This window comes from Streptomyces sp. NPDC050485 (genome assembly GCF_044458185.1).
Classification (GTDB): Bacteria; Actinomycetota; Actinomycetes; order Streptomycetales; family Streptomycetaceae; genus Streptomyces.
Genome location: NZ_JBITHR010000039.1, coordinates 18,220 through 44,382 on the forward strand (window position 1 = coordinate 18,220; position 26,163 = coordinate 44,382).

At 69.8% G+C, this 26,163-nt stretch carries 25 protein-coding genes and 5 pseudogenes; 8 read left to right on the forward strand and 22 right to left on the reverse strand.

What is annotated here, in order from left to right:
- Positions 1-35: 35 nt before the first annotated feature.
- The 3 genes from ACIBK6_RS38885 to ACIBK6_RS38895 are packed head-to-tail and all read right to left on the reverse strand — an operon-like array spanning position 36 to position 2,384.
- Positions 36-1,214: a winged helix DNA-binding domain-containing protein gene (locus ACIBK6_RS38885; protein ID WP_399057676.1), complete on the reverse strand. Its 1,179-nt coding sequence runs from the start codon at positions 1,212-1,214 to the stop codon at positions 36-38.
- Positions 1,215-1,228: 14 nt separating this feature from the next.
- Entirely contained in the window at positions 1,229-1,633 is a 405-nt protein-coding gene (locus ACIBK6_RS38890) for a VOC family protein (RefSeq protein ID WP_399057678.1), read from the reverse strand.
- A gap of 31 nt (positions 1,634-1,664) precedes the next feature.
- Positions 1,665-2,384 carry an NADPH-dependent F420 reductase gene (locus ACIBK6_RS38895; protein WP_399057680.1) on the reverse strand — a complete coding sequence of 240 codons (720 nt, stop codon included), beginning with the start codon at positions 2,382-2,384 and terminating at the stop codon, positions 1,665-1,667.
- A 93-nt stretch (positions 2,385-2,477) separates the two neighbouring features.
- Here ACIBK6_RS38895 and ACIBK6_RS38900 point away from each other — a divergent pair.
- Positions 2,478-3,436 (forward strand): annotated as a pseudogene (locus tag ACIBK6_RS38900) (helix-turn-helix transcriptional regulator).
- A gap of 375 nt (positions 3,437-3,811) precedes the next feature.
- On the opposite strand, the gene ACIBK6_RS38905 reads toward ACIBK6_RS38900, so the two are convergent.
- Complete coding sequence (locus ACIBK6_RS38905) at positions 3,812-3,982, reverse strand: hypothetical protein (protein ID WP_399057718.1); 171 nt, start codon at positions 3,980-3,982, stop codon at positions 3,812-3,814.
- Between the two features lie 314 nt (positions 3,983-4,296).
- Here ACIBK6_RS38905 and ACIBK6_RS38910 point away from each other — a divergent pair, with 314 nt between their 5' ends.
- Both ACIBK6_RS38910 and ACIBK6_RS38915 read left to right on the forward strand, forming a co-directional pair.
- Complete coding sequence (locus ACIBK6_RS38910) at positions 4,297-4,503, forward strand: IS3 family transposase (protein WP_399057682.1); 207 nt, start codon at positions 4,297-4,299, stop codon at positions 4,501-4,503.
- A 40-nt stretch (positions 4,504-4,543) separates the two neighbouring features.
- Positions 4,544-5,008: an acyl-CoA thioesterase gene (locus ACIBK6_RS38915; protein ID WP_399057684.1), complete on the forward strand. Its 465-nt coding sequence runs from the start codon at positions 4,544-4,546 to the stop codon at positions 5,006-5,008.
- Here the strand turns inward: ACIBK6_RS38915 and ACIBK6_RS38920 are convergent.
- The 13 genes and pseudogenes from ACIBK6_RS38920 to ACIBK6_RS38980 all read right to left on the reverse strand — a co-directional run bounded on the left by ACIBK6_RS38920 (position 4,978) and on the right by ACIBK6_RS38980 (position 16,053).
- Positions 4,978-5,880: a TauD/TfdA dioxygenase family protein gene (locus ACIBK6_RS38920; protein ID WP_399057686.1), complete on the reverse strand. Its 903-nt coding sequence runs from the start codon at positions 5,878-5,880 to the stop codon at positions 4,978-4,980. The genes ACIBK6_RS38915 and ACIBK6_RS38920 overlap by 31 nt on opposite strands.
- 12 nt (positions 5,881-5,892) lie before the next feature.
- A complete protein-coding gene (locus ACIBK6_RS38925; protein ID WP_399057720.1) occupies positions 5,893-7,203 on the reverse strand; it encodes an LLM class flavin-dependent oxidoreductase in 1,311 nt (436 codons plus the stop codon).
- A gap of 32 nt (positions 7,204-7,235) precedes the next feature.
- Positions 7,236-8,042 (reverse strand): ABC transporter ATP-binding protein, encoded by an 807-nt coding sequence (locus ACIBK6_RS38930; protein WP_399057688.1) that lies wholly within the window; start codon positions 8,040-8,042, stop codon positions 7,236-7,238.
- Complete coding sequence (locus tag ACIBK6_RS38935) at positions 8,018-8,866, reverse strand: ABC transporter permease (RefSeq protein WP_399057690.1); 849 nt, start codon at positions 8,864-8,866, stop codon at positions 8,018-8,020. Before ACIBK6_RS38935 ends, ACIBK6_RS38930 begins: the two co-directional genes overlap by 25 nt.
- A gap of 5 nt (positions 8,867-8,871) precedes the next feature.
- Entirely contained in the window at positions 8,872-9,945 is a 1,074-nt protein-coding gene (locus tag ACIBK6_RS38940; RefSeq protein WP_399057692.1) for an ABC transporter substrate-binding protein, read from the reverse strand.
- Between the two features lie 243 nt (positions 9,946-10,188).
- Positions 10,189-10,341 carry a hypothetical protein gene (locus tag ACIBK6_RS38945; RefSeq protein WP_399057694.1) on the reverse strand — a complete coding sequence of 51 codons (153 nt, stop codon included), beginning with the start codon at positions 10,339-10,341 and terminating at the stop codon, positions 10,189-10,191.
- Positions 10,342-10,395: 54 nt separating this feature from the next.
- Positions 10,396-11,607: an ROK family protein gene (locus ACIBK6_RS38950; protein ID WP_399057696.1), complete on the reverse strand. Its 1,212-nt coding sequence runs from the start codon at positions 11,605-11,607 to the stop codon at positions 10,396-10,398.
- 236 nt (positions 11,608-11,843) lie between these two features.
- Entirely contained in the window at positions 11,844-12,110 is a 267-nt protein-coding gene (locus ACIBK6_RS38955; protein ID WP_399057722.1) for a LysE family translocator, read from the reverse strand.
- A 9-nt stretch (positions 12,111-12,119) separates the two neighbouring features.
- On the reverse strand, positions 12,120-12,458 hold the full coding sequence (locus ACIBK6_RS38960) for a hypothetical protein (RefSeq protein ID WP_399057698.1): 339 nt from the start codon (positions 12,456-12,458) through the stop codon (positions 12,120-12,122).
- 44 nt (positions 12,459-12,502) lie between these two features.
- A pseudogene (locus ACIBK6_RS38965) lies at positions 12,503-12,814 on the reverse strand (pyridoxal-phosphate dependent enzyme); the annotation flags it as partial.
- A 315-nt stretch (positions 12,815-13,129) separates the two neighbouring features.
- Positions 13,130-14,227 (reverse strand): annotated as a pseudogene (locus tag ACIBK6_RS38970) (integrase core domain-containing protein).
- Positions 14,203-14,622 (reverse strand): hypothetical protein, encoded by a 420-nt coding sequence (locus ACIBK6_RS38975; protein WP_399057700.1) that lies wholly within the window; start codon positions 14,620-14,622, stop codon positions 14,203-14,205. The pseudogene ACIBK6_RS38970 and the gene ACIBK6_RS38975 overlap by 25 nt, the downstream one beginning before the upstream one ends.
- 162 nt (positions 14,623-14,784) lie before the next feature.
- Complete coding sequence (locus ACIBK6_RS38980; RefSeq protein ID WP_399057702.1) at positions 14,785-16,053, reverse strand: hypothetical protein; 1,269 nt, start codon at positions 16,051-16,053, stop codon at positions 14,785-14,787.
- Between the two features lie 454 nt (positions 16,054-16,507).
- On the opposite strand from ACIBK6_RS38980, the gene ACIBK6_RS38985 reads away from it, so the two are divergent.
- Complete coding sequence (locus ACIBK6_RS38985; RefSeq protein WP_399057704.1) at positions 16,508-17,599, forward strand: integrase core domain-containing protein; 1,092 nt, start codon at positions 16,508-16,510, stop codon at positions 17,597-17,599.
- Between the two features lie 29 nt (positions 17,600-17,628).
- A pseudogene (locus tag ACIBK6_RS38990) lies at positions 17,629-18,163 on the forward strand (hypothetical protein); the annotation flags it as partial.
- 1,309 nt (positions 18,164-19,472) lie between these two features.
- Here ACIBK6_RS38990 and ssb read toward each other — a convergent pair.
- Complete coding sequence (ssb, locus tag ACIBK6_RS38995; protein WP_399057706.1) at positions 19,473-19,943, reverse strand: single-stranded DNA-binding protein; 471 nt, start codon at positions 19,941-19,943, stop codon at positions 19,473-19,475.
- A 193-nt stretch (positions 19,944-20,136) separates the two neighbouring features.
- Here ssb and ACIBK6_RS39000 point away from each other — a divergent pair, with 193 nt between their 5' ends.
- Entirely contained in the window at positions 20,137-20,439 is a 303-nt protein-coding gene (locus ACIBK6_RS39000; RefSeq protein ID WP_399057708.1) for a hypothetical protein, read from the forward strand.
- Here ACIBK6_RS39000 and ACIBK6_RS39005 read toward each other — a convergent pair.
- From ACIBK6_RS39005 to ACIBK6_RS39020, 4 genes are all read right to left on the reverse strand, one after another.
- Positions 20,411-20,704, reverse strand: coding sequence for a hypothetical protein (locus tag ACIBK6_RS39005; RefSeq protein ID WP_399057710.1), 294 nt, complete (start codon positions 20,702-20,704; stop codon positions 20,411-20,413). The two genes, ACIBK6_RS39000 and ACIBK6_RS39005, sit on opposite strands and share 29 nt — an antisense overlap.
- A gap of 232 nt (positions 20,705-20,936) precedes the next feature.
- Complete coding sequence (locus ACIBK6_RS39010) at positions 20,937-21,398, reverse strand: NUDIX hydrolase (RefSeq protein WP_399057712.1); 462 nt, start codon at positions 21,396-21,398, stop codon at positions 20,937-20,939.
- Positions 21,395-22,654, reverse strand: coding sequence for a DegT/DnrJ/EryC1/StrS family aminotransferase (locus tag ACIBK6_RS39015; protein WP_399057714.1), 1,260 nt, complete (start codon positions 22,652-22,654; stop codon positions 21,395-21,397). The genes ACIBK6_RS39010 and ACIBK6_RS39015 overlap by 4 nt, the downstream gene beginning before the upstream one ends.
- Entirely contained in the window at positions 22,651-23,652 is a 1,002-nt protein-coding gene (locus ACIBK6_RS39020) for a Gfo/Idh/MocA family protein (RefSeq protein WP_399057716.1), read from the reverse strand. Before ACIBK6_RS39020 ends, ACIBK6_RS39015 begins: the two co-directional genes overlap by 4 nt.
- 205 nt (positions 23,653-23,857) lie before the next feature.
- On the opposite strand from ACIBK6_RS39020, the pseudogene ACIBK6_RS39025 reads away from it, so the two are divergent.
- Together ACIBK6_RS39025 and ACIBK6_RS39030 are read left to right on the forward strand one after the other, a co-directional pair.
- Positions 23,858-24,070, forward strand: a pseudogene (locus ACIBK6_RS39025) (helix-turn-helix domain-containing protein); the annotation flags it as partial.
- A gap of 138 nt (positions 24,071-24,208) precedes the next feature.
- Positions 24,209-25,240, forward strand: coding sequence for an XRE family transcriptional regulator (locus tag ACIBK6_RS39030; protein WP_399057724.1), 1,032 nt, complete (start codon positions 24,209-24,211; stop codon positions 25,238-25,240).
- Positions 25,241-26,163 lie beyond the last annotated feature (923 nt).

Sequence of the window (26,163 nt, forward strand, 5' to 3'; positions counted from 1 at the left end):
CGTGACGTGGCGGGCGATGGGTGACAGCCGCCTGCTCAGCGGGTGGCGAGGCTGCGTTCGAGGGGGTTGCGGTAGCAGGGGGTGACCCTGGTTCCGTCGAGGAAGGTGGTCAGCCGCTCGATTTCCGCCTGGATGGCGGTGCGGGCTTGGTGGCCGGGGTCGGTGAGGAGGTGGTGGTTGATGTGGCCGTCGGGGTGCTGGGCCCAGGCGCCGATCATGCGGCCGTGCCACCAGATGGTGGGGCCGATGTTGCCGTTGCGGTCGAAGAGGGCCTTGGTGTGGTCGGGGTCGAGGTACCAGTCGCGGTGGCGCCAGCCCATGGGCGTGGGGTCGAGACTGGGCAGGAGAGCGGCCGCGGGTTCGGGGGCCGGCTCGTGATCGAGGTCTTCGGGCAGGAGGTAGCCGGTGGCGTGGTCGAGTTCGACGGCCTGGGCGCCGGTGGCGGCCAGTGCCTTGCGGGTGTCGGTGAGGTTCCAGCCGGTCCACCACTTCACGTCGTCGACGGTGACGGGGCCGAACGCCTTGAGGTAGTGGCGGGCGAGTGTCGTCTTCGCCTCGGGTGCGGGTATCTGCGGCAGGGGCCGGGCGGGTGCCCAGTGGAACTGGGCGGAGGTCCATGAGCCGGCCGGGCGGTCGCGGCGTATGCGGCCTTCGGCGGCGAGCACGCCGAGGATCTGTGTGCTGACGCGCTGGCGGGACTCGTAGGACTTGCCGGGGAAGGTGACGATCTGCTCGCGCAGGGCGGGTATGTCGGCGGCGAGCTGGGAGGCGGTGGCCCGGCCGCGTGCCGCGAGGGCGTCCCGAGTGGCCTGCTCCACCGCCCGGTAGTGGCCCTCGTCCCAGTCGAGGGACGTGCGCAGCTCCGCCACGGCGTGGGTGCGGTGGCCGGTGGTGTCGCGGACGGTCGCGGAGCGTACGGCCGGGGCCAGGCGGGCGGGGACGACGAACATGGTGCGGCGCATGCACCGGATGCGCTCCAGTACCGGGCTGTCGGCGGGGGTGTCGTACAGAGACCGTTCGATGGCGGCGACGGTGGGCCGGTGCATGCGGGCGGCCGCGGCGAGGAAGACGGTGGCGGGGTCGGTGGCGTGCAGGCCGACGAGAGCCTCCGCGACCGCCTCGGCCGTCTTCTCCCGCGCGGCGGGTGCGAGGAGGTGGCGGCGTATGAGGCGCGCGCGGCGCTGGTCGGCGGTGATACGCGGAAGGATCGTCATGTGATGGGCGCGGGTCAGCGGGTGGCGTGGATGCAGAAGGGCTGGCCGGAGGGGTCGAGGAGGACCGTCCAGTGCACTCCGCCGGGCTGGTGGTCGGGTTTGGTGGCGCCCAGCTCCAGCAGTCGCTTCTCGGCCGCCGTCACGTCGGGGAAGGAGAAGTCCATGTGGAAGGGCAGTTCTTCCTCGGGCCACTGGGGTGCCGTGAAGGATTCGGATGTGTAGAAGAGGTACATCGCGCCGTTGACGTAGAAGGCGCAGGCGGCCTCGTCGCCGTTTTCGCCGGGGTAGGTCTGGGAGACCTGGGTGCCGAGGGCGGTGGCGTAGAAGTCGGCGAGCTGCCGTCCGTCGCGGGCCCATATGGCGTGGCACATGATCTTTCCGGCAAGGGTGCCGGTGGTACCGGTGTTCTCGTTGCTCATGGTGATTCCTTGCGTGTGGTACGGGTGCGGGTCAGCGGACGACTTTGATGCCGAAGTGGCCGCCGAACTGGTGGCCCAGGCCGAAGCCGATGGCGGAGTGCAGGTGGGCGTACATCTCCATGCCGCGGGCGCAGACGAGCGGGCCGAGGTCGAGGATGTCGGTCCAGCCGTAGGACTTGAGGAGGTCCGTGGCCTGCTGCTTGGCGTCCGGGTCTTCGCCGGCGAGGAACATGGTGTGGTCGCCTCCGCCGACGCTCTCGGGGTCGACGACGGTGGTCTGTTCCTGGGTGACGAAGGACTTCACGACCTTGGTGCGGGGCAGGGCGCGCTGGATCTGCTCGCCGAGACTGTCGCTGTCGCACGGGTCCAGCTTCGGCATGATCCCCCAGGGTGTGGGCCAGGGGTGCTCAGGGGTGTGCTGGTAGATGTACGGGACGGCGTAGTCGATGAGTGTCTTGTCGGCGAGCTGGTCGGCGATGGCGGAGAGGGCCGCCACGGCGTTGTGGCCGTCGATGCCGTTGATCACCAGGCCGTCGGAGGCGGCCGCGGCGTCGCCGAAGGAGTGCAGCTCGACGCCGGGGTGCCCGGCGAGGAAGTCCTTGAAGGGCGGGGTGCCCATCATGTCGGGCTCGGTGCGGGCCAGGGTGGCGTTGGGGTCGCGGGTGCCGACGTGGACTTCGTGGCCCAGCTCGGCGAGCTTGGCGATGTGGGTGCGGGCGCCGCCGCCGGTGCCGAGAACAGCGGTTTTCATGGTGAAACCTCCCGATTTGCTCCGTGTGGACGTCTCCACCGTAGAGGCCTTTCAGGACAGCCTGTGTCCTTTGACACCGGCATCATGGAATTCATGACGAGCGACATGACCGCCCGCATGCTGCGCCTGCTGTCCCTGCTCCAGACCCGGCGGGAATGGTCCGGCGCGGACCTCGCCGAACGACTCGGCGTGACCGTGCGCACCGTACGCCGCGACATCGACCGCCTGCGCGAACTCGGCTACCCCGTCGACAGCGCCCGCGGCCACGCCGGCGGCTACCGCCTCGAGGGGCGGCAGGTCGCTGCCGGAGGCTCCTCGACGACGAGGAGGCGGTCGCCATCGCCGTCGCCCTGCGCACCGCCGCCGGCGGCCTCACCGGCATCGAGGAAACGGCCCTGCGCGCCCTGGCCAAGCTCGAACAGGTCCTGCCCGGCCGCCTGCGCGGCCAGGTCACCGCCCTCCAGACCTCACTCGCCGGCATTACGTGGGAGGAACGGGGGCCGCGCGCCGACCCGGCCCTGCTGGCCACCCTCGCCGTCGCCTGCCGCGACCACGAGATCATCACCTTCGACTACACCACCCGCCAGGGCGCCGCCACCCGGCGCCGCGTCGAGCCGTGCCACCTGGTCGACTCCGGCGGCCTGTGGTACCTCCTCGCGCACGACACCGACAAGCACGACTGGCGTCTGTTCCGCCTCGACCGCACCACCAACACCACACCCACCGGCCGACGCGTCCCGCCCCGCCCTGTACCCGGCGGCGACCCGGCCGCCTTCGTCGCGAGGCGACTCTCCGCCGCCCCCACCCGCTACCGCGCCATCGCCACCATCCACGCCCCCGCCGACCACGTCCGCGCCCGCACCCGGGGCCTCGCCACCCGCCTGACCCCCATCGACGAGCACACCTGCCGCCTCGACGCCTCCGACGACCACCTGCCCCGCATCGCCCAGACCCTCGCCGGCCTCGACTGCGACTACACCCTCGACGCCGACCCCGAGACCACCGACCACCTCCGCACCACCGCCCACCGCGCCCTGCACGCCACCGGATGACTCCCTCCGAACCCAGGGGCAGAGAGGCCCGCAGCTCGACCACGCGCAGGACTGCACCACCGCGCACAAGTTCGCGAACTACTGCAAGGATTGCGTGCGGGGCCTGCTGCGCATCGCCCGCATCTGACACGCGGTCGCCTGGTACGAGGGCGCGTACACGCGACGGCGGGGAAACGCGCCCGCCCCATCTTCGAAGAGTGGATCAACCGTCACATCCAGTTCCCCGGTGACGTCGACTCCCCAGACGTCCGGGGGAGCTCTGTGAGTCCCGGGGAATGACTGCAGCCCGGCGCCGAGCCGAAGATCACCGGTCTGCTCAAGTCCTATGGCTGGGGCGACATCCTCGGGGGCCTTGACCCCGGAGTTTGAACACGTCTATGCGGCTCGGGTCAGGGTAGTTGATGTTGTGTGGAAGGTGTTCTCGTAGGCGAGCGGGGATCGCTGGCCGAGGCGAGAGTGCCGGCGTCGGGTGTTGTAGCGGTGGAGCCAGCGGAAGGCGTCGAGTCGGGCCTCGCGCTCGTTCGACCAGCCCTTCCGGCCTTTCAGCGTCTCTCTTTTGAAGGTCGCGTTGAAGGAATCCGCGGGCGGCGTTGTCCGCGCTGCTGCCGATCGCGCTCATGCTCTGGCGGACGCCGGCGAGGCGGCAGGCGTCGGCGAAGGCCCGACTCGTGTACTGCCCGGACTCAACCGGTCGTCGCAACACCGGCTTGTTGGATCAACAGTAGCTGCTCATTGAGTGCTTCGGCGGGGGTCCTCCAACCGAGGGTCTTGCGGGGCCTGGTGTTGAGGGCGAGGGCAACGGCTGCGAGCTCGGCGTGGCCCAGTCCATGGGCCGTGTCGGCTCGTGTTTCGATATCGCCGTGAGCGAGGCGTTCAACAGCGTGCTCAAGTTCGAGTACGTCCAGCGGCGCACCTTCACCACGCGCACCGAGGCACGGCTGAAGATCGACACCTGGATCACCGGCTTCTGCAACCCCCGCCGGCTACCCAGCATGTGTGGATACCGGAGCCCGATCGACTACGAACGAGACCACCAGGCCGACCCCACCGTGGAGTTGGCCGCTTGAAAGATCTCCACGGCGCGAGGGGATTGACAGCGGCGTCATCATGAAACTCATCGACGACGCCGCGGCGCCCACCGGACGGCACGCGGGCGGCCCAGCCGTGAGCGTCTCGGCGGATCGGATGACGTTCCTTCTGCCCGTCCGCGCGGGCGACCTGATGAGTGTGCACGCGTGCGTGGAGTACGAGGGCCTCACCTCGATGGACGTCGGGGTACGGGCGACCGCCGAGCGGTGGAACGCCTCGGGCCCCACCACCGAAGTGGCAACCGCCCGCCTGACGTTCGTCGCCATCGGCGAGAACGGCAGCCCCCGTCCCGTATTGGACCTGCGCCTGGTCACGGCCGAGGACCACCAGCGCCATCTGCACGCCCTGCAACCGCCAGGCGCGTGGAGCAACGGACGGCCGCGAGCTGAGCGTGGGACGGGGCGCCGGTGGTCCGGCGCCCCGGCCAGCCTTCCGTGGGAACAACCGGTAGGTCATTCCTGCGGCGTGTGGACCGATGTGTAGTGCGAGGCGTCGCCCGCGATCGAGTAGCTCTCCTTGCCCTCGATGCCGACCGGTACGTCACCGGCGACCGTCACGCGGTGCAGGCGGCGCGGCAGGCCGTTGTAGTTGTCGATGGCGTAGTGCTGGGTGATCCGGTTGTCGAACAGGACGAGCTGGTTGGGGGACCAGCGCCACCGCAGGATGTTCTCCGGCCTGGTGACGTATGCCTGGAGCAGGTCGAGGATCTTGCGGGACTCCGCCACCGACAGGCCGACGATCCGTTGGGCGAACCCGCCGATGAACAGGCCGCGTTCACCGGTCAGCGGGTGGACGCGGACGACCGGGTGGGCGGTCCGGAAGTTGATGGAGGTGAACTGGGCGCGCTGCTCGGCCTTGTCCTCGTCGACCTCCTCGTCCGGCACCGCGTAGTCGTAGTCGTTGGTGTGCTCGGCCCACAGCGTGTTGGCGAGCAGTCGCAGCGGTTCCGGCAAACTCCGGTACGCAGAGGCCGAGTTGGCGATCAGCGTCTCGCCTCCGTACGGCGGGACGGTGATGCTGCGCAGGGTGCTGGCCTGCGGCGGGTTGAGGACGAAGGTGACGTCGGTGTGCCAGTGGTTGGCGCGGCCGCGCTCGCTGTCCACGGGCAGCACGTTGGGCGCGTCGTCGACGGCGGGCACCGTGGGGTGGGCGGTGGTGAGGTCGCCGAAGTGGCGGGCGAAGGCCTGCTGGCCCTCGTCGTCCAGGTCGACGTCGTCGAATACCAGCGCCTTGTGTTCGTTGAGGGCGGCGCGCAGGGCGGCGACGGTCTCCGTGTCGAGCGGCTTGGCGATGTCGACGCCGGACACCTGGGCGCCGATGTGCGCGGTGACCTTGCGGATCTCTGTGTCGGACATGAAGGGGTCCTTTCAGACGCGGGTGAGGGTCGGGGAGGTGGTGTGCTGGTTGGCGGGGCGCGGGAGGCCGTAGCGGTCCCGCAGGGTCGCTCGCGGGCCGTACTCCGTGCGGAACAGGCCGCGGGCGCGCAGGATCGGCACGACATGGTCGACGAAGAGGCCGAGGCCGGAGGGCAGGACGGCGGGCATGATGTTGAAGCCGTCGGCGGCGCGCAGGCTGAACCAGTTCTCGATGGCGTCGGCCACCTGCTCGGGTGTACCGGCGAAGGTGAGATGGCCGCGTCCGCCGCCGAGGCGGCCGATGAGTTCGCGGACGGTGAGCCGCTCGCGCCGGGCGAGTTCCACGACGAGGGTGTAGCGGCTCTTGGCCCCCTCGATGTCGCTCTCCGGCGGCAGATCGGCGGGCAGTTGGGCGTCGAGTTCGAGGATGCCCGGCTCCAGGTTCAGCAGGCGTTCGAGCCGGTGGAGGCCGTGTTCGTGGACGATGTGGTCCTCCAGGACCTGCTCGTGTGCTCGTGCCTCGGCCTCGGTGGAGCCGATGACCGGGACGATGCCGGGCAGGATCTTGAGGTGGCCGGGGTCCCGGCCGGTGCCACGCGCCCGGGACTTGAGGTCGGCGTAGAAGGCCTGTGCGTCGCCCAGCGTCTGCTGCGCGGTGAACACCGCCTCCGCGTACCGCGCCGCGAAGTGCTTGCCGTCCTGCGAGGAGCCTGCCTGCACGAGGAGCGGGTAACCCTGCGGGCTGCGAGGGACGTTGAGTGCGCCCTCGACGCTGAAGTACGTGCCCTTGTGACGCGGTGGGTGGACCTTGCGCTCGTCGCCCCAGACCCCTTCCGCCTTGTCCGCGACTACCAGGTCGTCCTCCCAGCTGTCCCAGAGCTTGAGCGCCACGTCCAGGAACTCCGCCGCGCGCTCGTACCGCGTGACATGGGTCGGCTCGTCGTCGAGCCCGAAGTTGCGGGCGGCCTCGGCACCGGCGGTGGTGACGATGTTCCAGCCCGCCCGGCCGCCGCTGATGTGGTCGAGGGAGGCGAGGCGGCGGGCCAGGTTGTAGGGCGAATTGTACGAGGTGGAGGCGGTGGCGATGAGACCGATGTGCTCGGTCGCCACAGCCAGCGCGGTGAGCAGGGTGAGCGGTTCGAGTACACCGGCCGGGCGTTGGCCGACGTTGCTGAAGAGGACCGGGCCGTCGGCGAGGAAGAGCGAGTCGAAGGTGCCGCGCTCGGCGATGCGGGCGAGGTTGCGGTAGTGGTCGAGGTCGACACTCGCATACGGGTCGCTCTCGGGCAGCCGCCAGGAGGCCTCGTGATGCCCGGTGCTCATGAGGAAGGCGTTGAGATGGAGTTGGCGCCGGGTCACTGGTGGTCCTCCTGGTGCTGTGCGTGCTCTCGGTGTTGTGCGTGCACTTGGGTCTGTGCGTGCTCGTGGTGTGCTGTTACGCCGAGGGCGGTGAGCAGGCGTTCGCGGTACTCGCCGAGCAACGGGTCGCGGTACGAGCGCGGGTGCGGGCGCTCGATGGTCAGGTCGAGTCCGATGCGGCCCCGGTCGAGCACGAGGACCCGGTCGGCAAGGACGATCGCCTCGTCCACGTCGTGCGTGACGAGCAGGACGGAGGGCCGGTGGCGCTGCCACAGCTCGCGCAGGAGTACGTGCATGCGGATCCGGGTCAGCGCGTCCAGGGCCCCGAACGGCTCGTCGGCGAGGAGGAGTTCGGGCTCGGGGACGAGGGAGCGGGCGAGTGCGGCGCGCTGTGCCTCGCCGCCGGACAGCTCGTTGGGCCAGGCCCTTTCGCGCCCCGCGAGCCCCACCTCGGCGAGAGCGGCGCGCCCGCGTTCGGCGGCCTCCTTGCCGTCCGTCCCCAGCAGTACGTTGTCGAGGACGCGGCGCCAGGGCAGCAGCCGGGAGTCCTGGAAGACCACGGACACCCGCTCCGGGGCGGCCAGTTCGCCGCTGCCGGTGACCCGGTGGTCGAGCCCGGCGATGGCGCGAAGCAGCGTGCTCTTGCCGGAGCCGCTGTGCCCGAGCAGGGCCGTGAACTGCCCGGCCGGGATGTCGAGGTCGATGCCGTCGAGGACCGTACGGCCGTCGAAGGAGCGGGTCAGTCCGGCGAGGCGGACCGCCGGGGCCTCGATCGCGGTCAGTTGCTCAGCGTGCGTCGCCACGACAGCACCCTCCGTTCGACGAAGCGGACCGCGCTGTCGGAGATCAGGCCGAAGACGCCGTAGATCAGCAGGCCGACGAGGATGATGTCCGTGCGGCCGTAGTTCTGGGCCTGGAACATCAGGTAGCCGAGACCACTGGTGGCGTTGATCTGCTCCAGGACCACCAGGGAGAGCCAGGAACCGGTCACGCCGAGCCGCAGGCCCACGAAGAAGCCGGGCAGCGCGCCGGGAATGACGATCTGCCGGATGAAGCGGACTCTGGACAGGCCCTGGACTTCCGCGAGTTCGACAAAACGATGGTCGATGCCGGACAGCGCGGCGTGCAGGTTCAGATAGATCGGGATGTAGACGACGATGGCGATGATCGCGATCTTGAAGGTCTCGCCGATGCCGAGCCAGAGGATGAACAGCGGGATCAGACCGAGGGTCGGGATCGCCCGGTTGAGCTGGACCGTTCCGTCGATCAGCGCCTCGCCGACCCGGCTGAGTCCGGCCGCGAGCGCGAGGACCACACCGGCGGTCAGCCCGAGGGCGAACCCGTATCCGGCGCGTTCGAGCGAGGTGCGCACATCGGTGGACAGTGTGCCGTCGCTCCACAGTTGGCCGGCGGTACGCAGCACTGTCCACGGGGCCGGGATCGCGGCCGGGTCCAGTTGCCCGGCGGCGGACGCGGCTGCCCACAGGGCGAGGATCAACCCCGGACCGATGAGCAGGGAGGCGGGCAGCCGCTTGCCCGGCGCGAGGGCGCGGCGCCGGGTGCGAGGTACCGGGCGGGCTTGCTCGGCGGGTGTCGACACCACGGGTGTCGTCGCGGTGGTGGTCATGGCCGTCACCTCTGGTACTCGGCCGGGACGTCCTTGGCCGCGAGGCCCTCGAAGCGCCGGTCGAAGAGCGAGTCGACCTTGAACCTCTTCACGAAGCCGCCCTCGGCGAGCAGGTCCGCGGTCTCCTGCTCCCACTTCACCGCCTCGTCCCAACTGGGTGGGAACAGCGGCTTGTTGGCGAGCGCGGTGATCGACTGTGCCTGCGCGGTGGTGAGGTTCTGGGTCTTGACGTAGAACTCCTCGTTCCAGGCGTCCGGGTGTTCGTACGCCCACACCTGGCCCTTGGCCCAGCGGGGGATGTACGCGGCGACCGCGGCGGCCTTCGCCGGGTCGGCGAGGACGGAGGTGGGAGCCCAGAGCAGGTTGAGGAGGTCCACGACGTCGGTCGGGATGGTGTGCGCTCCCTTGGGCCCGTACTGCTTGAGGTAGGCCGGGGCCTGCTGGTTGGCGAGCGGGGCGATGTCGACCTGGCCCGCCTGGAGCGCGGTGAAGAACTGATTGCTCGTCAGTGGCACGAGGTGTACGTCGTCATCTTTCAACCCGGCCTGCTTCAGGGCTCGTAGCAGGACGACGCCCTGCGCCTGCCCCTGCGAGAAGGCCAGCTTCTTCCCCTTGAACCCCTGGACGTCGCTGATGTCACTGCCGGGCTTGGTGGCGAAGACGTAACTCGGTTTGCGGGTGATGTCAATCGCGACGATCTTCGCGTCGTACCCCTGGAAGTGCGCCTGGATGGGCGGGATGCCCGCATTATTGGCGACGTCCAGAGATTTGGCGCGGAAGGCGTTGATGACATCGGGACCGGCGCCGGTGTTTACCCAGTCCGACACGGTGAACGGCAGGTCGGCCAGACCCGCCAGCTTGAACTGGAGCTGCTGGACGCCCTGGTACGAGGCGATCTTCAGACTCGTACCGGCCGGGACCGACGTGGCCAGCGGGGCGGATGCCGACCCCTTGACCCTGGAGTCGGCGGCGCTGGCCCCCGCGCAACCGCTGAGGCCGGCAGCCGCGGCGACGCCGAGCAGGGAGGACAGGAACAGCCGCCGGTCGACACCGGGCGCGGCTGGGGACACTGGTGGCATGGAGGAACTCCGTGAAGTCAAGGGAACTCAAAGGGAGTGGAATTCGTGCGCCACTCCGGATTCCGGGCACCGCGAAGCCAGGAAAACCGAAAAAGGGAAGTACGCACGGAAATCGGCGCAGGCCAAAGGCGCGTGGCAGACGCGTGAGGGGGTGCGAGGCGGCGAGTGCGCCAACGCGTCAACATTGCCGCAACAATGTGTCGCTTCATCGGCGCATCAGCCCGTCAGGGCTGCCGCGTCACATCAGCAACAAAGGGTGCGGCCGATCCGCATCAGGTCGATGAAACGGCACTTGGTCAGCGGAACCTGCCGCGAGAGTGCCGGCGCGACACCGGTGATCCGGTGGCGGACCTGCCGCGACCGGATCACCGGGGAGAATTCCTGCGCGCTGCTCATGCCCAGAATGTTCGCGGCCCGGCAGGGCCCCTGTCAACATTCGGAGTTTCTGAATTAATTCGGCCCCGCGGGCGCGCCCGTTATCGCTGACACGCTCAGCGGATCGCGGTAGAGCACGTCGAGAGCAACGGAACCGCCCGCCACAGCAAGGACAGAGTCCGGGAAACTGCTCGGCACGACCAGCGCCGCACGCTCCTCTCCCACCGCCTCGCGCAACGCACCGAGGCAGTCGTCCCGGTACATCACCCCGGCCTCGGTGATGACGACCGTCTCCGGGTTGAGTACGTCGAGCAGCAGCCGGGCCGCCCGCCCGACCATCCTGGCGCGCTCCACGAGGAGTCGTACCGCGACCGGATTTCCATCAGCCGCGGCGCGCACCACATGCATCGGGTTCGCCGTGCTGATGACACCCCGCTCGCGCGCCCGTCGGCACAACGTCCCTTCAGTCAACTCGACTTGGAGGCACCCGGTCCGGCCGCAGTCGCACGGCTCCGTGCCGCCTTCCAGCGGCAGATGGGCGATCGCCCCGGCCTGCGAGCGGGGGCCGTGATGCACCTCGTCGTGGGTGGCGAACGCGGCGTCCACCACATTGCCGACGAAGAGGTGCAGCACGCTCCGGCTCCCCCTCACCCGCCCGAACAGCCGCTCCCCGTTGACCAACGCCCTTGCGTGTCCGTCCACTTGGACCGGCAGTCCGGTGTGCGCGCCGATTACCTCGCGGACAGCCACGTCGCGCCAGCCGAGGAGCCCGTGCTCGACGATGGCGCCGGAGTCCCGGTCCACCCAGCCCCCGGCGGCGACCCCGACGCCCAGCGGGGTGCGGTCGCGGGCGTCCGCGAGGAGCGCGCCGAGCCCGTCGGCGGCGTTCGCGAGAACCCGGCCCGGCTCGGTGCCTTCGCCATGACCGAGGCGCCGCTCGACGACCACCCGCCCGCGCAGGTCGAGCAGCGCGACGGTCGTGTACGGCACGGCCACGTGCACCCCGCCGACCACGAACCGGGAGGCGTCCAGATCGACCGGTGTGTGAGGCCGCCCGGCCCCCTTCGACTGCCGGGGCACAGCGGCTTCCCGGATCAGGCCGAGCGCACCCAACTGGGCGCAGTGGTCGGTCACCGACGCCGGGGAGAGGCCGGTCAGCCGGGCGATGGTGCTCCGGGCGACCGGCCCGTACTCAAGGACGGACCGTAGGACAATGCTGGCGCTCGTCCTGCGCCGCGCGCTGTCCGCAGCCCGGCGTGCCGCTGAGGGTGCCGTTGAAATGGACATGGTTACTTCCTCGGGGAGCTGGTCCGACACTGCGCCGTCTGGTGGTCGGCGATCCGGACTCGCTCCGGCCGCCTCAGCTGAGGCGACAGGTGGCCGTGCCCTGGCGCCGCAGGTCGACATAGCGACGCGACGCAAAGTTCTCAGCCTGGGCGACCATGGCTCGAAACTAGCAAACCGGCCTGCGCCTGCCCAGATGCCGCCCACGGTACGGGCCCCCTCACTTACGCTCACGCGCTTCAGCCGGCGGCGACCGCGAGCCCGAGCCCGATCAGCACGACGCCCGTGGTCCGCCCGAGCGCGCGGCGGGTCTGCGGCTTTTCGAGTACGCGCCTGGCCTTGGACAGCAGGGCCACACAGCTGCCCAGCCATACGACAGTGAGGGCGATGTGTAGGAGGACGAGGAGCGCCATGGCCCAGGCGGCGGGCAGTTGAGGCGGGGCAAGGGCGGGGAGCAGACCGGTGCAGAAGGCGGCGATCTTCGGGTTGAGAACGTTGCTGACCAGGCCGGTCCGTCACGGGCTCCCGACCTTGGAGGGGGCCTCGGGTTCCGCCTTGGCGGCTGCGGTGGGGTGGTTCTGGCACAGCGCCTGCGCGCCGAGGAATACCAGGTACCCGGCGTCCAGGAGCCTGACCGCCAGGTACGCCGCGGGCGAGGCGGCCAGCGCGGCCGTGAGCCGGCCACGGCCAGGACGCCCCCAGACCAACAGCCCGCGCGCTATCCCGCCCACGGTTCGCAGCGCGTCCCCGGGCCCGGCCACGAGGGCGCGCCGGGTCACCACAGCCATGTCCGGGCCGGGTACGACGGTGAGCGGGCCCAGGACACCGAGCGCGGCAACGAAGTGGGTCAGCATGCCGTTCCGTGGCCGGCGGTGGAGTGCGGGTTGGCGGCCGTGCCCTAGGTGCTCAGCAGCACGACCACCGAGCAGGGGCCGAGCCCCAGCGTCGTACGACTCTCGTCGGCGCCCACGCCCGTGAGCACCGCACGCAGGCCGGCGAGCGCCGCGGCCCCGCACGGACCGGAGGAGAGGCCGAGGTCCGCGAGGCGGGCGGCCGCTCGGGCGGCGTCGGAGTCGGGGATGGCGACGGCTGCGTCCAGGCCGCTGCGCAGGTAGGGCCAGGCGATGCTGGACGGGGTGCCGCAGTTCAGCCCGGCCATCGTGGTGTCGCCGGTGTGCGATGTCGCGGACTGCCCGCGCCGTACCTTCGCTGAGCAGGTCGAGGGGCTGACCTTCCGCTACGCGCGCCGAAGCCAGCTCCAGCAGGCGGCACTGGAGGCGATCGGCCGTCTCCTCGGCTGGGCCGGTGCCCGTCTCGCCCGCATGCTGCACTGTCCGGTGAGCCCGAATACCCTGCTCCGTCGAGTGTGGGCGCTGCCAGCTGGCCCGCCGGAGCGGAGCCCGCGGGTGCTGAGGGTGGACGACTTCGCTCTCGAGCGCGGTCATGTCTACGGCACCGTGCTGATCGACATCGAGACCGGCCGCCCCGTCGAGGTTGTGGGTGCCGGAAAGTACGTCCACGCTGGTCAAGCTGCATGTCGGTACTCGTGGAGGGTTCCGCCGAGTCGGTCGCGTCGGCGTATGTCCAGTTGGGCGATCCGGTCTGGATCGTCGATCGGTGTGGGCCGGGTTTGCAGGGGTGAGCCTTGGTCGAGGGTGCGGTGCGGGCGGTGGGTGTTGTAGTGGTTTCGAACTCGCGTAGTGCGTTGAGGAGATGGCGTTGGTTCCAGATCAGCGTGCGGTCGAGTACCTCACGCCGGCAGGTTGCTATCCAGCGTTCCATCACCGCGTTCATCCGCGGCATCCTGACGCCGGGTGAGCACGGTCTGGATCCCGGAGTCGGCGAGGACCGCGTCGAAGAGCTGCGGGTACTTCCCATCCCGATCACGGATCAGGAACCGGGCCCGGCACCCGTCATCCTCCAGATCCATGACCAGATTTCGTGCCGCCTGGGCGACCCAGGCGGCGGTGGGGTGTGCGGTCGCGCCCAGGATCCGAATCTGGCGGCCGGCGTGCTCGATTACCGTGAGCACGTGCAGTCTGGTGCCGGTGAGGGCGGCGGTCTCGAAGAAGTCGCATGCCAGCAGGGCGTCGGCCTGCGAGCGCAGGAAGGTGGCCCATGTCGTGGCCGTGCGCTGCGGCGCCGGGTCGATCCCCGCGGCGCGCAGGATCTCCCAGACGGTCGAGGCCGCGACCTTGATCCCGAGCACGCCGAGCTCGCCATGGATCCGGCGATACCCCCAAGTCGGGTTCTCGCGCGCCAGCCGGAGCACGAGCAGCCTGATGGACCGGACTGTTCTCGGCCGGCCCATGCGCTTCGGACGTGACCGCATGGCGTGCTGGCGGCGGAGGAGGTCGCGGTGCCAGCGCAGCACGGTGTCCGGTCTCACCAGCAGCTGCACCTGACGCAGGGGCTGCTGAGGGAGGTGGTGGAGCAGGGCGGCAAGGAGTGCGCGGTCCTCCGGCGTGAAGCGGGGGCGGGCCCCGCGGAGCTGGCGCTCCAGCACGACGAGTTGGTGCCGCAATGCCAGGATCTCCACGTCCTTCTCCCGACCGCTCATCGGCAGCAGCCGCAGCGCGGCGAAGGCGTTCGTCATCGTCAGATAAGCCAAGCGGAGCAGCATAATCGATCATCATGCCCGGCGGCGCCGATCGTCGGTGGCATGACAGCGCGATTCGCCCTCTCAGCTGCATGGATGGACTTCTCGGCACCCACAGCGTCGGTGATGCGCTGGTCGAATCGGTCGCGCATGGTCTCCAGGGCCAGGACCTCCTCGTATCCGTTGTCGAAGGCGAACTGGGTGTCCGCGTCGTCGAATCGCTGCTTGCGCAGCCACTCGTGGTGGATGCAGGTCCAGCCCGAGCCGCCGCGCCAGACCCGGCCCTGCCGCAGGAGCAGCTTGGAGATCCGGTTGCGGGCCCGGGCCAGGTCCCGGCGTACGTCATCGCGCCCGCGGACGAGATCGCGGGCGGCCTCCTCGGCCAGCGTCGGGACCCGCACCACCGGCAGCTCGTCCATCCGCAGCAGCTTGGCCAGCCGCCACCTGCGAAGCGTTCTCCACGATACGCACGGGGAGCCGGAGCCTCATCGGGGGCCATGAACACGCAGTGGCCCCGCAGCGACAGCGACGTCCGGGGCCACTGTCCTCTGTAGACGGCCGCACAGCGCCGTCGCGCTGGCCTACCGCATGGGGCGCAGCGACACCTGAACCTGGCCGGCCGCATCACGACGGACGATCAGACCGTTGCTACCGGCATGCGCGATCGGTACCTCCGTACCCGCTTTGAGCACAGAGGAACTCCCCGTGCTCAAGACAACCTCGGCGACGACGGGACCGGACTGGCCAGTGCCATCCGCAGCCTCGACAGCACCGTAGGCGACCCCGGCATCGCTGACCGATGCCACATTGACCGTCTTACGATTCCCGTCGCCCTGCAGGCACACCCCCTTCTTCGTCTCCAGATCAAAGGCAACCGGCCCTGCCGCCAGATAGCGCCCATTAGGGGAGGACACCGCCGCGTAGGCGTTCCCGGACGAACCTGACGACTCCTTCGCGGCACACACCATCTGCGCCTTGATCCGCCCGTTCTCCACATCGTGCACCGCCCATACCACAGGCCCCTCCCCAGACGTGACGGTCCGCCACGATGCCAGGAGATCACTGCCGGACGCGCCGTACACCCGCCCGTTCAAGGCCCCCAGGAACCCCGACTTTGCGGGGACGCCGTCGGGCTGCACGCTGCTACTCAGCCAGCCGCCGGGCACCCCGAACCCCCCGCTGCCCATCGCGACCACCGGGCCCTTCGAGGTCGCCGACACCGCCGTGCTGCCGGAGCACCCCATGGTGGCGGCACACTGCGGGAGCAGAGCATCCGCGTCGCCAAAAGAGGTCACCTTCCCCGAGGAAACGTCGACCCCGGCAGCGGAGGTGCCGTAGAGGCCGTCGCCGCCCCACGAGACGAGAAGAGAGCCATCGGCGCCGGTCACGTGCATCTGCCCGGGCCGGGCACTGACCGGTACGGAGATCTCGCGCACAGGAGCAACCGCCTGGCCCTGGCTATCCGCGGGGTACACCGCCAGGTCCACGACCTCGCGGCCGTTGTGTAGCTCGTCCTTGCCGCGCATGCCGTGCGCCCAGGCCACGACGTACTCGCGGCCGCCCGCTGACGTGGTGGTCACGTCCGGGATCTCGGCAACGCTGTCGCCGTCGCCTTCGGCCCCCTGAACCTCGGTCGGCGGCGTCCATGCCTTGCTCGACCAGCGGACCTCGCCGGTGGCGGCGTCATGTAGACGGACCGAATAGCCCCCGGAGGCGGCCTGGAGCAGACCCACACCACCGGACTTGACTGTGGTGACCGGGATCGAATGGACCTTCGGAGGAAGCCAGGGCAGCACCGCGTCCCATCCACGGCTGGAATCGTAGTGCGACGGCAGCGCGATCTTCGCCAACTCGGCCTGCTTCGACGGCACCTGCGGACCTGGCTTCCCGCTCGTCTCCCCGGAGTCGCTGCACGCGGACAACAAGCCCGCAGCCAGGATCGTTCCGACCGCGGTCCGCGTCACCATGTGCCCACGCCACACCATCTTCGCCCCCGTCGTCTCGCACGGCTCTGTGATCCTCAGCGCCCTGGAGCGTAACAGCAGCCACTGACGTGCCCATGCCCCAGGAGCGTCAACACCGCGATCAGCAGGGCGAGTTGGCCATACCGGCGAGCTAGGGGACCAAGCCAGCCACGATCGTCGGATACCCGACAACCTCGGCAGCGACCAGCACACTGCGGGTGCCGATAATTCATCCGGCCAGTTCAAGAGCTTGATCGTCGATGACAGGCCCCTCTGATACCGCGCTGCTCGCACCCGTGTGGTTCACGTGGACCGGGGTCGGGCGGCATCATGATCTGTCGTGCTGCTGCGCCTGGCCTACCTCGCCATGACCAACACCTTCACGCTCCTGCGCCTGCTGCCGATGAGCGAGCGGGACAAAGACATCGAGATCCTCGCGCTGCGGCACCAGTTGCTGGTCCTGCAGCGCCAGGTCGACAAGCCCGCGTTCACCGCCACCGACCGCGCAGTCCTCGCCGGCCTGCTCCACCACCTGCCGATGGGCAAGCTGCGCCAACTCCTGCTGCTGGTACGCCCCGACACGATCTTGCGCTGGCACCGCAATCTGCTCAAACGGCGCCATGCCGCGACCTGCATACCGAGGCGACGCGGACGTCCGCCCACCGTCCGATCGATCCGCACCCTGGTCCTTCGCCTGGCCCGCGAGAACAGCTCCTGGGGGTACCGGCGCATCCACGGCGAGCTCGCGGCGCTGGGTATCAAGGTCGCCGCCTCCACCATCTGGGAGATCCTCCGGGAGCAAGGCATCCCACCCGCCCCCGAACGCCAGAACACCACCTGGGCCGACTTCCTGCGCAGCCAGGCGGACGCGCTGCTCGCGTGCGACTTCTTCGAAACCCGCACTCTGACCGGGGCGCGGTTGTATGTCTTCGCCGTCATCGAGCACGCCACTCGACGTATCCGGATCCTGGGAGCCACCGCACACCCCACCGCGGGCTGGGTGGTGCAGCTCGGACGCAACCTTGCCATGGATCTCCGGGACACGGGCAGCGAGGCCAAGTTCTTGATCCGCGACCGGGACTGCAAGTTCACGCAGGCCTTCGACGCCGTGTTGGCCGACGCCGGGCTGGAGGTCGTCACCAGCGGCGTCCGGATGCCGCGGATGAACTCCGTCATGGAGCGCTGGATACAGACCTGCCGACGTGAACTGCTGGACCGCACCCTCATCTGGGACCAGCGCCACCTGCTCCACGCCCTGCGCGAGTTCGAGTCCTTCTACAACGGACATCGCCCCCACCGGGCCCTGGGCCAAGCGGCTCCGCGACGCCCGCTGCCCGAACCGACCACCGAGCCAGGAAAGATCAAGCACCTGAAGATCCACCGACGTGATCGACTCGGCGGAACCCTCCACGAGTACCAACATGCTGCCTGAGCAGGGCGGATGATTAATCGGCACCCGCAGACTCCGCGTACGGCGCCGAGTACCCGGCGGCCTCCCAGTACGTCACCTCGGTCGGCGGCACCGCCCTGAAGCGGGACTCCAGCGCCCGCGGCTGGTCCGAGTCGGTGTGGCACACCAACAGCACCGAGGGCACCGGCTCCGGCTGCTCGGCCTATGACCCCAAGCCCAGCTGGCAGACCGACAGCGGCTGCTCGAAGCGCACCATCTCCGACGTGTCGGCCGTCGCCGACCCCGCCACCGGTGTCGCGGTGTACGACAGCTACCAGGCCAGCGGCTGGAACGTGTACGGCGGCACCAGCGCCTCCGCGCCGATCATCGCCGGCGTCTACGCGCTGGCCGGCACGCCCGGCACCGGCGACTACCCGTCGAAGTACCCGTACGCGCACACCAGCGCGCTCAACGACGTCACCACGGGCAACAACGGCACCTGCTCGCCGAGCTACCTGTGCACCGCCGGCCCCGGCTACGACGGCCCGACCGGACTCGGCACCCCTAACGGCACCACGGCCTTCTCCACCGGTGGGAGCACCGGCGGCGGCAGCGCGCTGACCAACGGCACCTTCGAGGCGGGCACCCTGAGCGGCTGGACCCCCACCGGCTCCGCCGCCGCCAGCACCGCCGCCGCCCACACCGGCAGCTACGGCGCCCTGGTCGGCTCCTCCAGCCCGACCAACACCTCCTCCATCGCCCAGACCTTCACCGCGCCGACCGGCAGCTCCAAGGTCTCCTTCGCCTACGACGTGACCTGCCCCGACACCGTCACCTACGACTGGGCCACCGCCACACTGAAGGACAACACGACCGGCACCACCACGACGGTCCTGCCCAAGACCTGCACCAACGGCGCCGGTTGGAAGACCGCCTCCGGCTCCCTGACCGCGGGCCACAGCTACACCCTCACGCTCACCAGCAAGGACGACAACTACGTGGGTGACGAGACGTACACGTACTACGACGACGTGACCGTCTCCTGACACCACACTGACGTGTGACGTCACCGGCACGCATCCGAACCCCTCTCCCACCAAATGTGGGGGAGGGGTCCGTCGTCCGCAGCCCTCGCTTCGACCCCGACAGGGTGCGCCCGGCATTCGCACGGGCACACGACTGGCCTGCGTCTGCCGCGCCGGGACTTCACGTCGGGGGAGGTGTGGGCCCGATACTGAGTCGGGGAAGCGTACCGGCCATCCGCCCCGGCGGGCATCGTACGGTGGTGCCATGATGCCCAGCTTCCACCGGACGAAGGGCGGCGGCCCGGCTGCTCGGAGCACGCCTGCCTGGCCAGCTCGGCCCTTTCGGAGCGTACGGGGCGACGGGCGATGCTGGAGACATGGAGATCGAGGTCCTGGTGGTGGAGTGCCCCAACGAGCGGCCCGCGGCGGAGTTGCTGCGGCGGGCGCTCGACGACTGAGAGTCACTCGTGATCATTCCTCAGCTGATGCAGGTGAAGAGGTGAGGCTCGCTCGTCAGCGTTGCCTATGGCACCCGAATGGCACGGGGTTTGCAGAGACTGATCTCGGCCCGCCATCTCGTGGCAGGACTCGTGGCTGTGCGGGGCTGGCGGGTGGTGTCACGCTGGAGTCCCACAGTGAGGACCCCGGCGAGGCTTCCGGCGATGCCGGCGGCGAGGCCTCCGGCGATGCCCGCGGTGGCGGGGCGTTGGTGGGTCCGATCCCGGCGCCAGGAGCTCCAGCAGCGCCTTGGCGATCAGGTAGCCCGCGACTCCCAGGCCCGTCAGTGTGAGGGCTGCCCCGCTCGCCCACATACCGAACCGCATCATGGAGCCAGCCTGCCGCGCCGCCGGGCAACCGGCCATCTGGACTGGGGCCGTGCGGTGGGCGGCTCAGAACAGGTGGGGCTCGGCCGGTGCCGCCTGCGGTGGCTGCCTGGTGTCTGGGACGGCCGGCCCCGCGGCGGGTGCGGGCCGGGCCTGAGGACCGGTGCCGGGCCGCCAGGTCTTGGTGACGCTCGCCCTCGCGTACATCAGGGAGACGGCGACATCCTCGGCGTCGATCTCGATGGTGGTGTGGCGCTGGCCTTCCTTGTCGTCGAAGGTGCGCTGCCGCAGTTTCCCGGTGACGATCACGCGGGTCCCCTGGGTCAGGGACGCCGCCGCGTTCTCGCCGGCCTGGTGCCACAGCGAGCAGCGCAGGAACAACGGTTCCCCGTCGATGAATTCGTTGCGCTCGCGGTTGAACACCTTGGGCGTGGAGGCGATGGTGAAGCCCGCGACGGGCATTCCGGTGGCGGTGTGCCGCAGTTCGGGGTCGGCGGTCAGGTTGCCCACCACCGTTACCAGGGTCTCGCCCGCCATGCCGTCCGCCCCTTCAACCGCCTGTTGTGTGAAGCGTCCACCGTACCGCCGGGCACCGACACCGCCCTGCGCGGGCGCCTCGCGGCATCAGGCCCGCGACGGACGCGACAGCCGGGCTCAGGCCGTATCTGGCGGGGAGGTGGGTCGTTCATCGGATGAATGTTCTCGTGGGGTGAGTGATGGAGGAGTACGCATGCGTATCCGATCGATTGCTGCGGCCCTTGTATTGGCGGGCGTTGTCTCTGCTGCATCAGTCAGCGGAGCGCAAGCTGCCGATCAGCTGCTGCTGGCGAACAACTGTGGTTGCCCCAAGGGCGACGTCACCTGTCTTGCTAAGTGCTTCGGGCTTCCGGACCCAACCGAGGATCAGAGCAGCAAGACGAGTGACTGCGTCAACGCGGCCATCGAAAACGGCGGTGGCGACTCAGTCTTTAGCAACTGCAGATCTTTCGTTGAGGGGCTGAGCTTCAGCTGGCTTGATTGCGGGACCGTGTGAGCTCCCGGTTGGCAGCACGGGCGGCGGCGAGTTCCGCGGTCCGGTCATCCAACTCGCGTTGCTTGTCCACGAGGTGCTGTTCGAGCATGGCGATGCGTTGCTGAAGGTGATTGATGTCAGCCGGTGCGCCAAGGCCGGATTCGGACCAGACGCGCTCGCCGAGGGCTTCGGAAAGACGGCCCTCCAACTGCCGGACACGCGCTGACAGGCGCGTGTTGCGCGCGAGCGCGTTGGCCAGGTTGGCTTGGAGCGAGGCCCTGGTCACGGCCGCCTGCCGCCCCTCGGGCCCCGTTCCTCCACCCTGTTGTTGGCGTCTCCGAGTGCCTGCCGGGTGAGCCGTTGCACCAGATCGAGGTCGATGCCGGTGTCCGGCCCGGTGACGCGGGCCCGAACCGGTAGTAGGGAGCCGAGGACCGATGCCTCGTCGCGAGCGGGTCGAGGGAGGTGAGCCTGGGTTCCGGGCGTTCGGCGAGCACTCGTGCGGGCGGACGGACCTGTCACGCGGCTTCCTCTCGCCAGGTCGCCAGGACGGACCGCACGGCGCTGGAGACCTGCTCTTGCTCCGTGCGGTCGGCCCAAAGGTGGGCGTCGTGTTCGGTGAGCTTGACCGTGTCGCTCTCGTGGGCGGCCCGGGCGGTGAAGTTGAACTGGCGGGTCTTCTTGCCGCTCTTGGAGAGGTAGTCGAAGTGTCCCAGGTAGGTCCCGATCGCGGTGACCGTGAGGCCGGTTTCCTCGGCGACTTCCCGGTGCAGGGCCTCGGTCAGGGTCTCGTCCGCGTCGACGCCGCCGGAAGGGAGCTCCCACAGGCCGCCGAGGTAGTCGTCGGCGGCGCGGTGCAGCAGCAGTACCTTGCCTTCCGTGTTGGGGATGACGGCGCCGACGACGTGCTTGGTGATGCCGTCGGCGTCGGCGGCGTGGATGAGGTCGCCCAGCAGGGCGGCGTCGACGGGTGTGTTCACTTCACGAGTTCCTTGTGGTGGTCGGCGACCTTGATGATGGCAGCGGTGTACGCCTCGGCGAGGTGGAGGTCCTGGTCGCGGTGCCACACCGGAAGTTTCACCGTGCTGCCGTGCACACGCCGGGCGGTGGTGAAGCTGTTGGCGGCGGGGCCTTGATGGTCAGCGTAGCCGGGCAGGAGGGCCCCGGGGGTGCGGAACAGCTGGTGATCACTGAGAGGGCGGGTGGAGCCGGGCAGGTCGACCTCGCCGGCGCCCTCGGCGTGGACGGCTTCGAGGAATCGCTCGACGGGCAGGCCGGCCAGCTGGTCCGGGCGGTAGCGCAGCGGCAGTGCGTACCAGGCCGGACGGGCATGGGACGGCGGGTGAGGCACGTCGATGCCCGGCACGTCGCGCAGAGCCCGCCGCATCCGGGCGGCAACAGCTTCTCGTCCGGCCAGATAGCCCTTCAGCCGGGGAAGTTGGGCGTGTGCCAGCGCGGCAGCCAGGGGGTGGATGCGCAGCTTGAGCCCCATGCCGGTCACCGCGTACGGGGCGAGGGCGTGGTCGGCGGGGATTTCGCGACGGCATCGCTTGTTGTACTGGCCGTGCAGCAGCACGCGGTAGTACAGCTCGGTGTAGTCGGTGGCGACGAATCCGCCCTCCCCGGCGGACAGCGGCTTGGGTCCGTTCAAGCTGAAGGCCGCGGCGCGGCCGAAGGAGCCGACCGGCTGGCCGCGCCAGGTGGCGCCGTGGGCGTGGGAGCCGTCCTCCAGCAGCATCAGGTCGTGCCGGGCGCTGAAGGCGGCCAGGGCGTCCATGTTCTCGGGCAGGCCCCACAGGTGGACGGCGACGACGGCCTTCGTCCTCGCCGTGATGCGGCGCGCGGCGTCGTCGAGATCGAGCTGCCCGTTCTCATCGACATCGGCGAGCACGGGGCGGGCTCCGAGATGGAAGAGGGGAGTGGCCGTGGCGTGGAACGTCAGTGCAGGCACGATCACCTCGTCGCCCGGGCCGATGCCGGCGGCGGCGTACATCGAGTGCAGTGCGGCTGTTCCCGTGCAGGTGGTGACGACGTGGCGGACGCCGAGGAAGGACGCCAAGGCGTCCTCCAGTTCGGCGACGATGCCGGAGCGGTCCGGGATGGACACCGCAGACATCAGTTGGCCGGTGACCGCCGATACGTCGCTGTCCTCGATCGGGGGCCAGGAGAAGTGGGGGCCAGGGGCGCCGATGACGGGCGGGCCGCCGAGGAGGGCGAGGGGCGAGGTGGCGGTCACAGCAGGTACTCCTTCGGATCGGCGGGCGTGAGGGAGGTCTGGGAGGTGTAGGCGGCGGCCAGGAACGCGGCGTGCGCCACGTGGGTGCTGGGGCCGCAGGGATTGGTCCGCTCGCCGTCGAGTACGCGGCAGAAGCAGTCGATCTGCGCGGTCGCGGCGGAGGGCCAGGCCGGTACGCGGGTCAGGGACTCGATCAGCTGCCCGTCCGGGGCGAGGCGCCGCACCCGTCCTCGCTCGATCACGACGGCGCCGCGGGGGCCGGTCACGGTCAGCTGTTCGGTCTTCGGGCCGGCGGAGCGGGAGATGAGCAGGGAGCCGTACAGGCCGGAGTCGTAGGCGAGGTGGACCAGCGCGGTGTCCTCGGCGTCGTAGTCGGCGTCGGGATGTGCGGCGGTGGAGGTGTCGGCCAGGACGCGGTCGGGCAGGCCGAGGTACCAGATGAGCAGGTCGATGAGGTGGTAGCCCATATCCATCAGGGCTCCGCCGCCGGCCAGGGATGCCCGGCCGCGCCAGCCGGCGGCCGGGTCGGGGCAGTGGAAGGTGTAGCGGCCCTCGACCAGGTACGGCTGTCCGATCTGCTCCAGCAGTTGCACCGCCGCGGTGTAGACCGGGTGGAAGCGGCGCTGGACGGTGACCATCAGCTCGATGCCGGCCTTGTCGCACAGCGCCACCAGCTCGGCGGCCTCGGCCGGGCCGGTCGCGAAGGGCTTCTCCTTCATCACGTGTACCCCGGCCGCCGCGCAGGTCTCGATGACCTCACGGCCGGCATGGTGGGGAACCGCCACGATGGCGAAGTCCGGGCGCACGTCCTCCAGCAGGGCGCGGATGTCGGTGAAGCCGGGCACGTTGTGCTGCTGGGCCTGGGCGGCGACCCTGCCGGGGTCGATGTCGCAGACCGCGGCAAGGCGGGCGAACTGGGAGTCGGCCAGCCCCGGCAGGTGGTCCTCCAGGGCCTGGTGGCCAAGCCCGATGACAACTGCTTTCTTGCGTACGCTCATTCGCGTTCACGCCCCTTGGTGAAAGCACGTCGGCCCGCCTGCTGCGGGCCTTGGCATGCTCCAGAGCACCGCACCCGGTCCTGCTGCGGCAGGGGCGCTGCCGTGGGCTGCAAGGCCGTTTGCATCTGGTGCAAAACTGCTGTTGCTGCCCAGCGGCCCGGTCTACGGTGGGCGGGGGCCACCTCGGCTATCGACGGGGGCGTGGATGCCAGTCAGCACGGCGCAAGCCCGATGCGAACGGCCCAGAACACCTGGCGAGTTGATCCGCAGCAGGCGCCAAGCCCGGGGCTGGACGCTCGCTGACCTCGGTGACCGAACCGGTTACTCCGCATCCCAGGTCTCCCGGTACGAGCGGGGCCTCTCGCCGCTGTCCGACGTCGACGTCCTCAGACGCTTCGCTGATGTGCTCGACATTCCGCCCAAGGAGTTCGGGCTCACCCCGACTTCGCCCCCCGCGCAGACCCGACACGGATACCCTGTCGCCCCTGGTCTCGCATACCCCCGCCTTCCCGGGCCTAGGGTAGGACGAACTCAGCGGGAGGAGGGTGACGACCCAGTGCGGCGACGGAAGTTCCTGGCTCTCTCGGCCGCGGCAACAGCCGGCGTCTCGCTCCCGGCAACGGTGGCAGCAGCGGCCCAGGACGTACCGGTGGGACAGCTCCTCGTCGGCCGTCTGCGGGACGCGATGCTCGGCATCGGCCAGGACCACGAACTGCCGGCCCCCGAGCAGTTGCCCGTCGAACTCGCCCGCGTGCACGCCGACTTCCACACCTGCCACTATGCCGACCTCGCCGTCCGTCTGCCCCGCCTGATCCGTGCCGGACACGCACTCGGCACCGGAGACGAGGGAGATCGCCTCGACCTGCTCGGGCAGAGCTACCTGCTCGCGACCCGCATGCTCGTCAAGCTCGACGAGCAGCAGCTCGGCTGGATGGCAGCCGACCGCGCGCGGCAAGTCGCCGAAGCGGCCGGGCACCCCCTCGCCGTGGCAGAAGCCGCCCGGAACCTGGCCGTGCTCGCCCGCCGCGCAGGCTGGGAGGAACAAGCACTGTCGATCGCGCTCAACGCCGCCGACGCCCCCGGCCTCCGCGCATCCCGCAGCGGCGCCGCCGAACGCGGCTTGTTGATCCAGTCAGCTGCGTACAGTGCCGCAAGGGGCGGCGACCGGGAGGGGATGCGGGAGCTGACAGACGAGGCCGCCGCCATCGCCGCCGGCTTCGGCGGCACCACCGCGCTGCGTGATCACGGCGGCGGATTCAGTCCGGCAACCGTCCAACTGCACCGCATCTCCGCTGAGTTCTCCACCGGCGACCCCTCCGCGGCCCTGGCCGCAGCCCGTGCACTGCCGCCGCAGAGCCTGCCCAGCGTGGAACGCCGGGCGCGGTACTACACCGACGTGGCAGCCGCCCTGGCCCAACGCGGACGCCGGGACGAATGCGTGCGCGCGCTCCTGGCCGCCGAACACCAGGCACCCCAGGAGACGCACTCGCGCCCAGCAGTGAGGTCCCTTATCTCGGGACTGCTGCTGTCCGGCCGCACCACACCCGAACTCCGCGCCCTCGCCGCCCGCGCCGGCGCCCTCCCGTAACCGGGCTGCGGGTGCCGCTCCCGCTGGGGCCGATCCGTCTGCATCACCGCATCCACCGACTGAGTCAAGCTCGTCGGATCACGTGCCTAACATGCCAGAGACCAGCACCCCTGCGAGTGACAATGTCCCGAGTTGGGCCGATGGCGAGACCAAGTCACCAGTACGGTACGGAGCAGGAGCCGAAGCAGCCATCCCGGGATCGTTGTCCGTGCCACCCCAACGCCGCGCGGAGGGTCATCAATATCCGCGGTACAGAACGGCCCCTGCCGACATCACGTTGGTGGGGGCCATTCTGTATTACCGAAGGTTCTGACACGGGCACTGAGTCGGACGGGCCGGTTCGGCACGCCGGGCAGTTCCTGTTTCCCGGGCCGCCCGGGCCCTTGATCGCCTGCCAAGTTACTCGTTGCCCAGGTCATGAATGATCTGATGGTTGAGGAAGCGCAGCGGCGTTGCGAGCCGCAGTGCGTGTGCCGGTGCCCGTCCGATACTGCCGAGGAGCACGTCTGCGGTCGCTGGTGTCCTCGGCCTGCGGGGTGTGCCTGCGACGACGCCGAACGTCTCCAGTACGGATGCCGCTGCTGACGTGGCCAGATTGGGGGACAACTCCGGGAGTGCCGGATTTCTGGCACTCCCGGAAGCCGGCGCGTGTCGGTCCAGTCCGGTACTCGAATGCGCGAGGGTCCTGGGGCTGTGTCGTTGGACCCCGGGACCCTTCGGGCACTTCAACCCTGGCCCTGGTTCAACGACCGTCCGGAGCCCGGGTCACCGCGCTCTACATCCAGTCGATACCGAGCTCGGATCCCCAGCTCCTCCAGCGTGTCGTTGCGCGCGGCCGACGCGTTGGTCAGGCGTGCGCACCCGGTGATCGCCAGGTTTCCGGCACAGGCGCATCGAGATGCCTATGACGAGGAGTTGTGCGA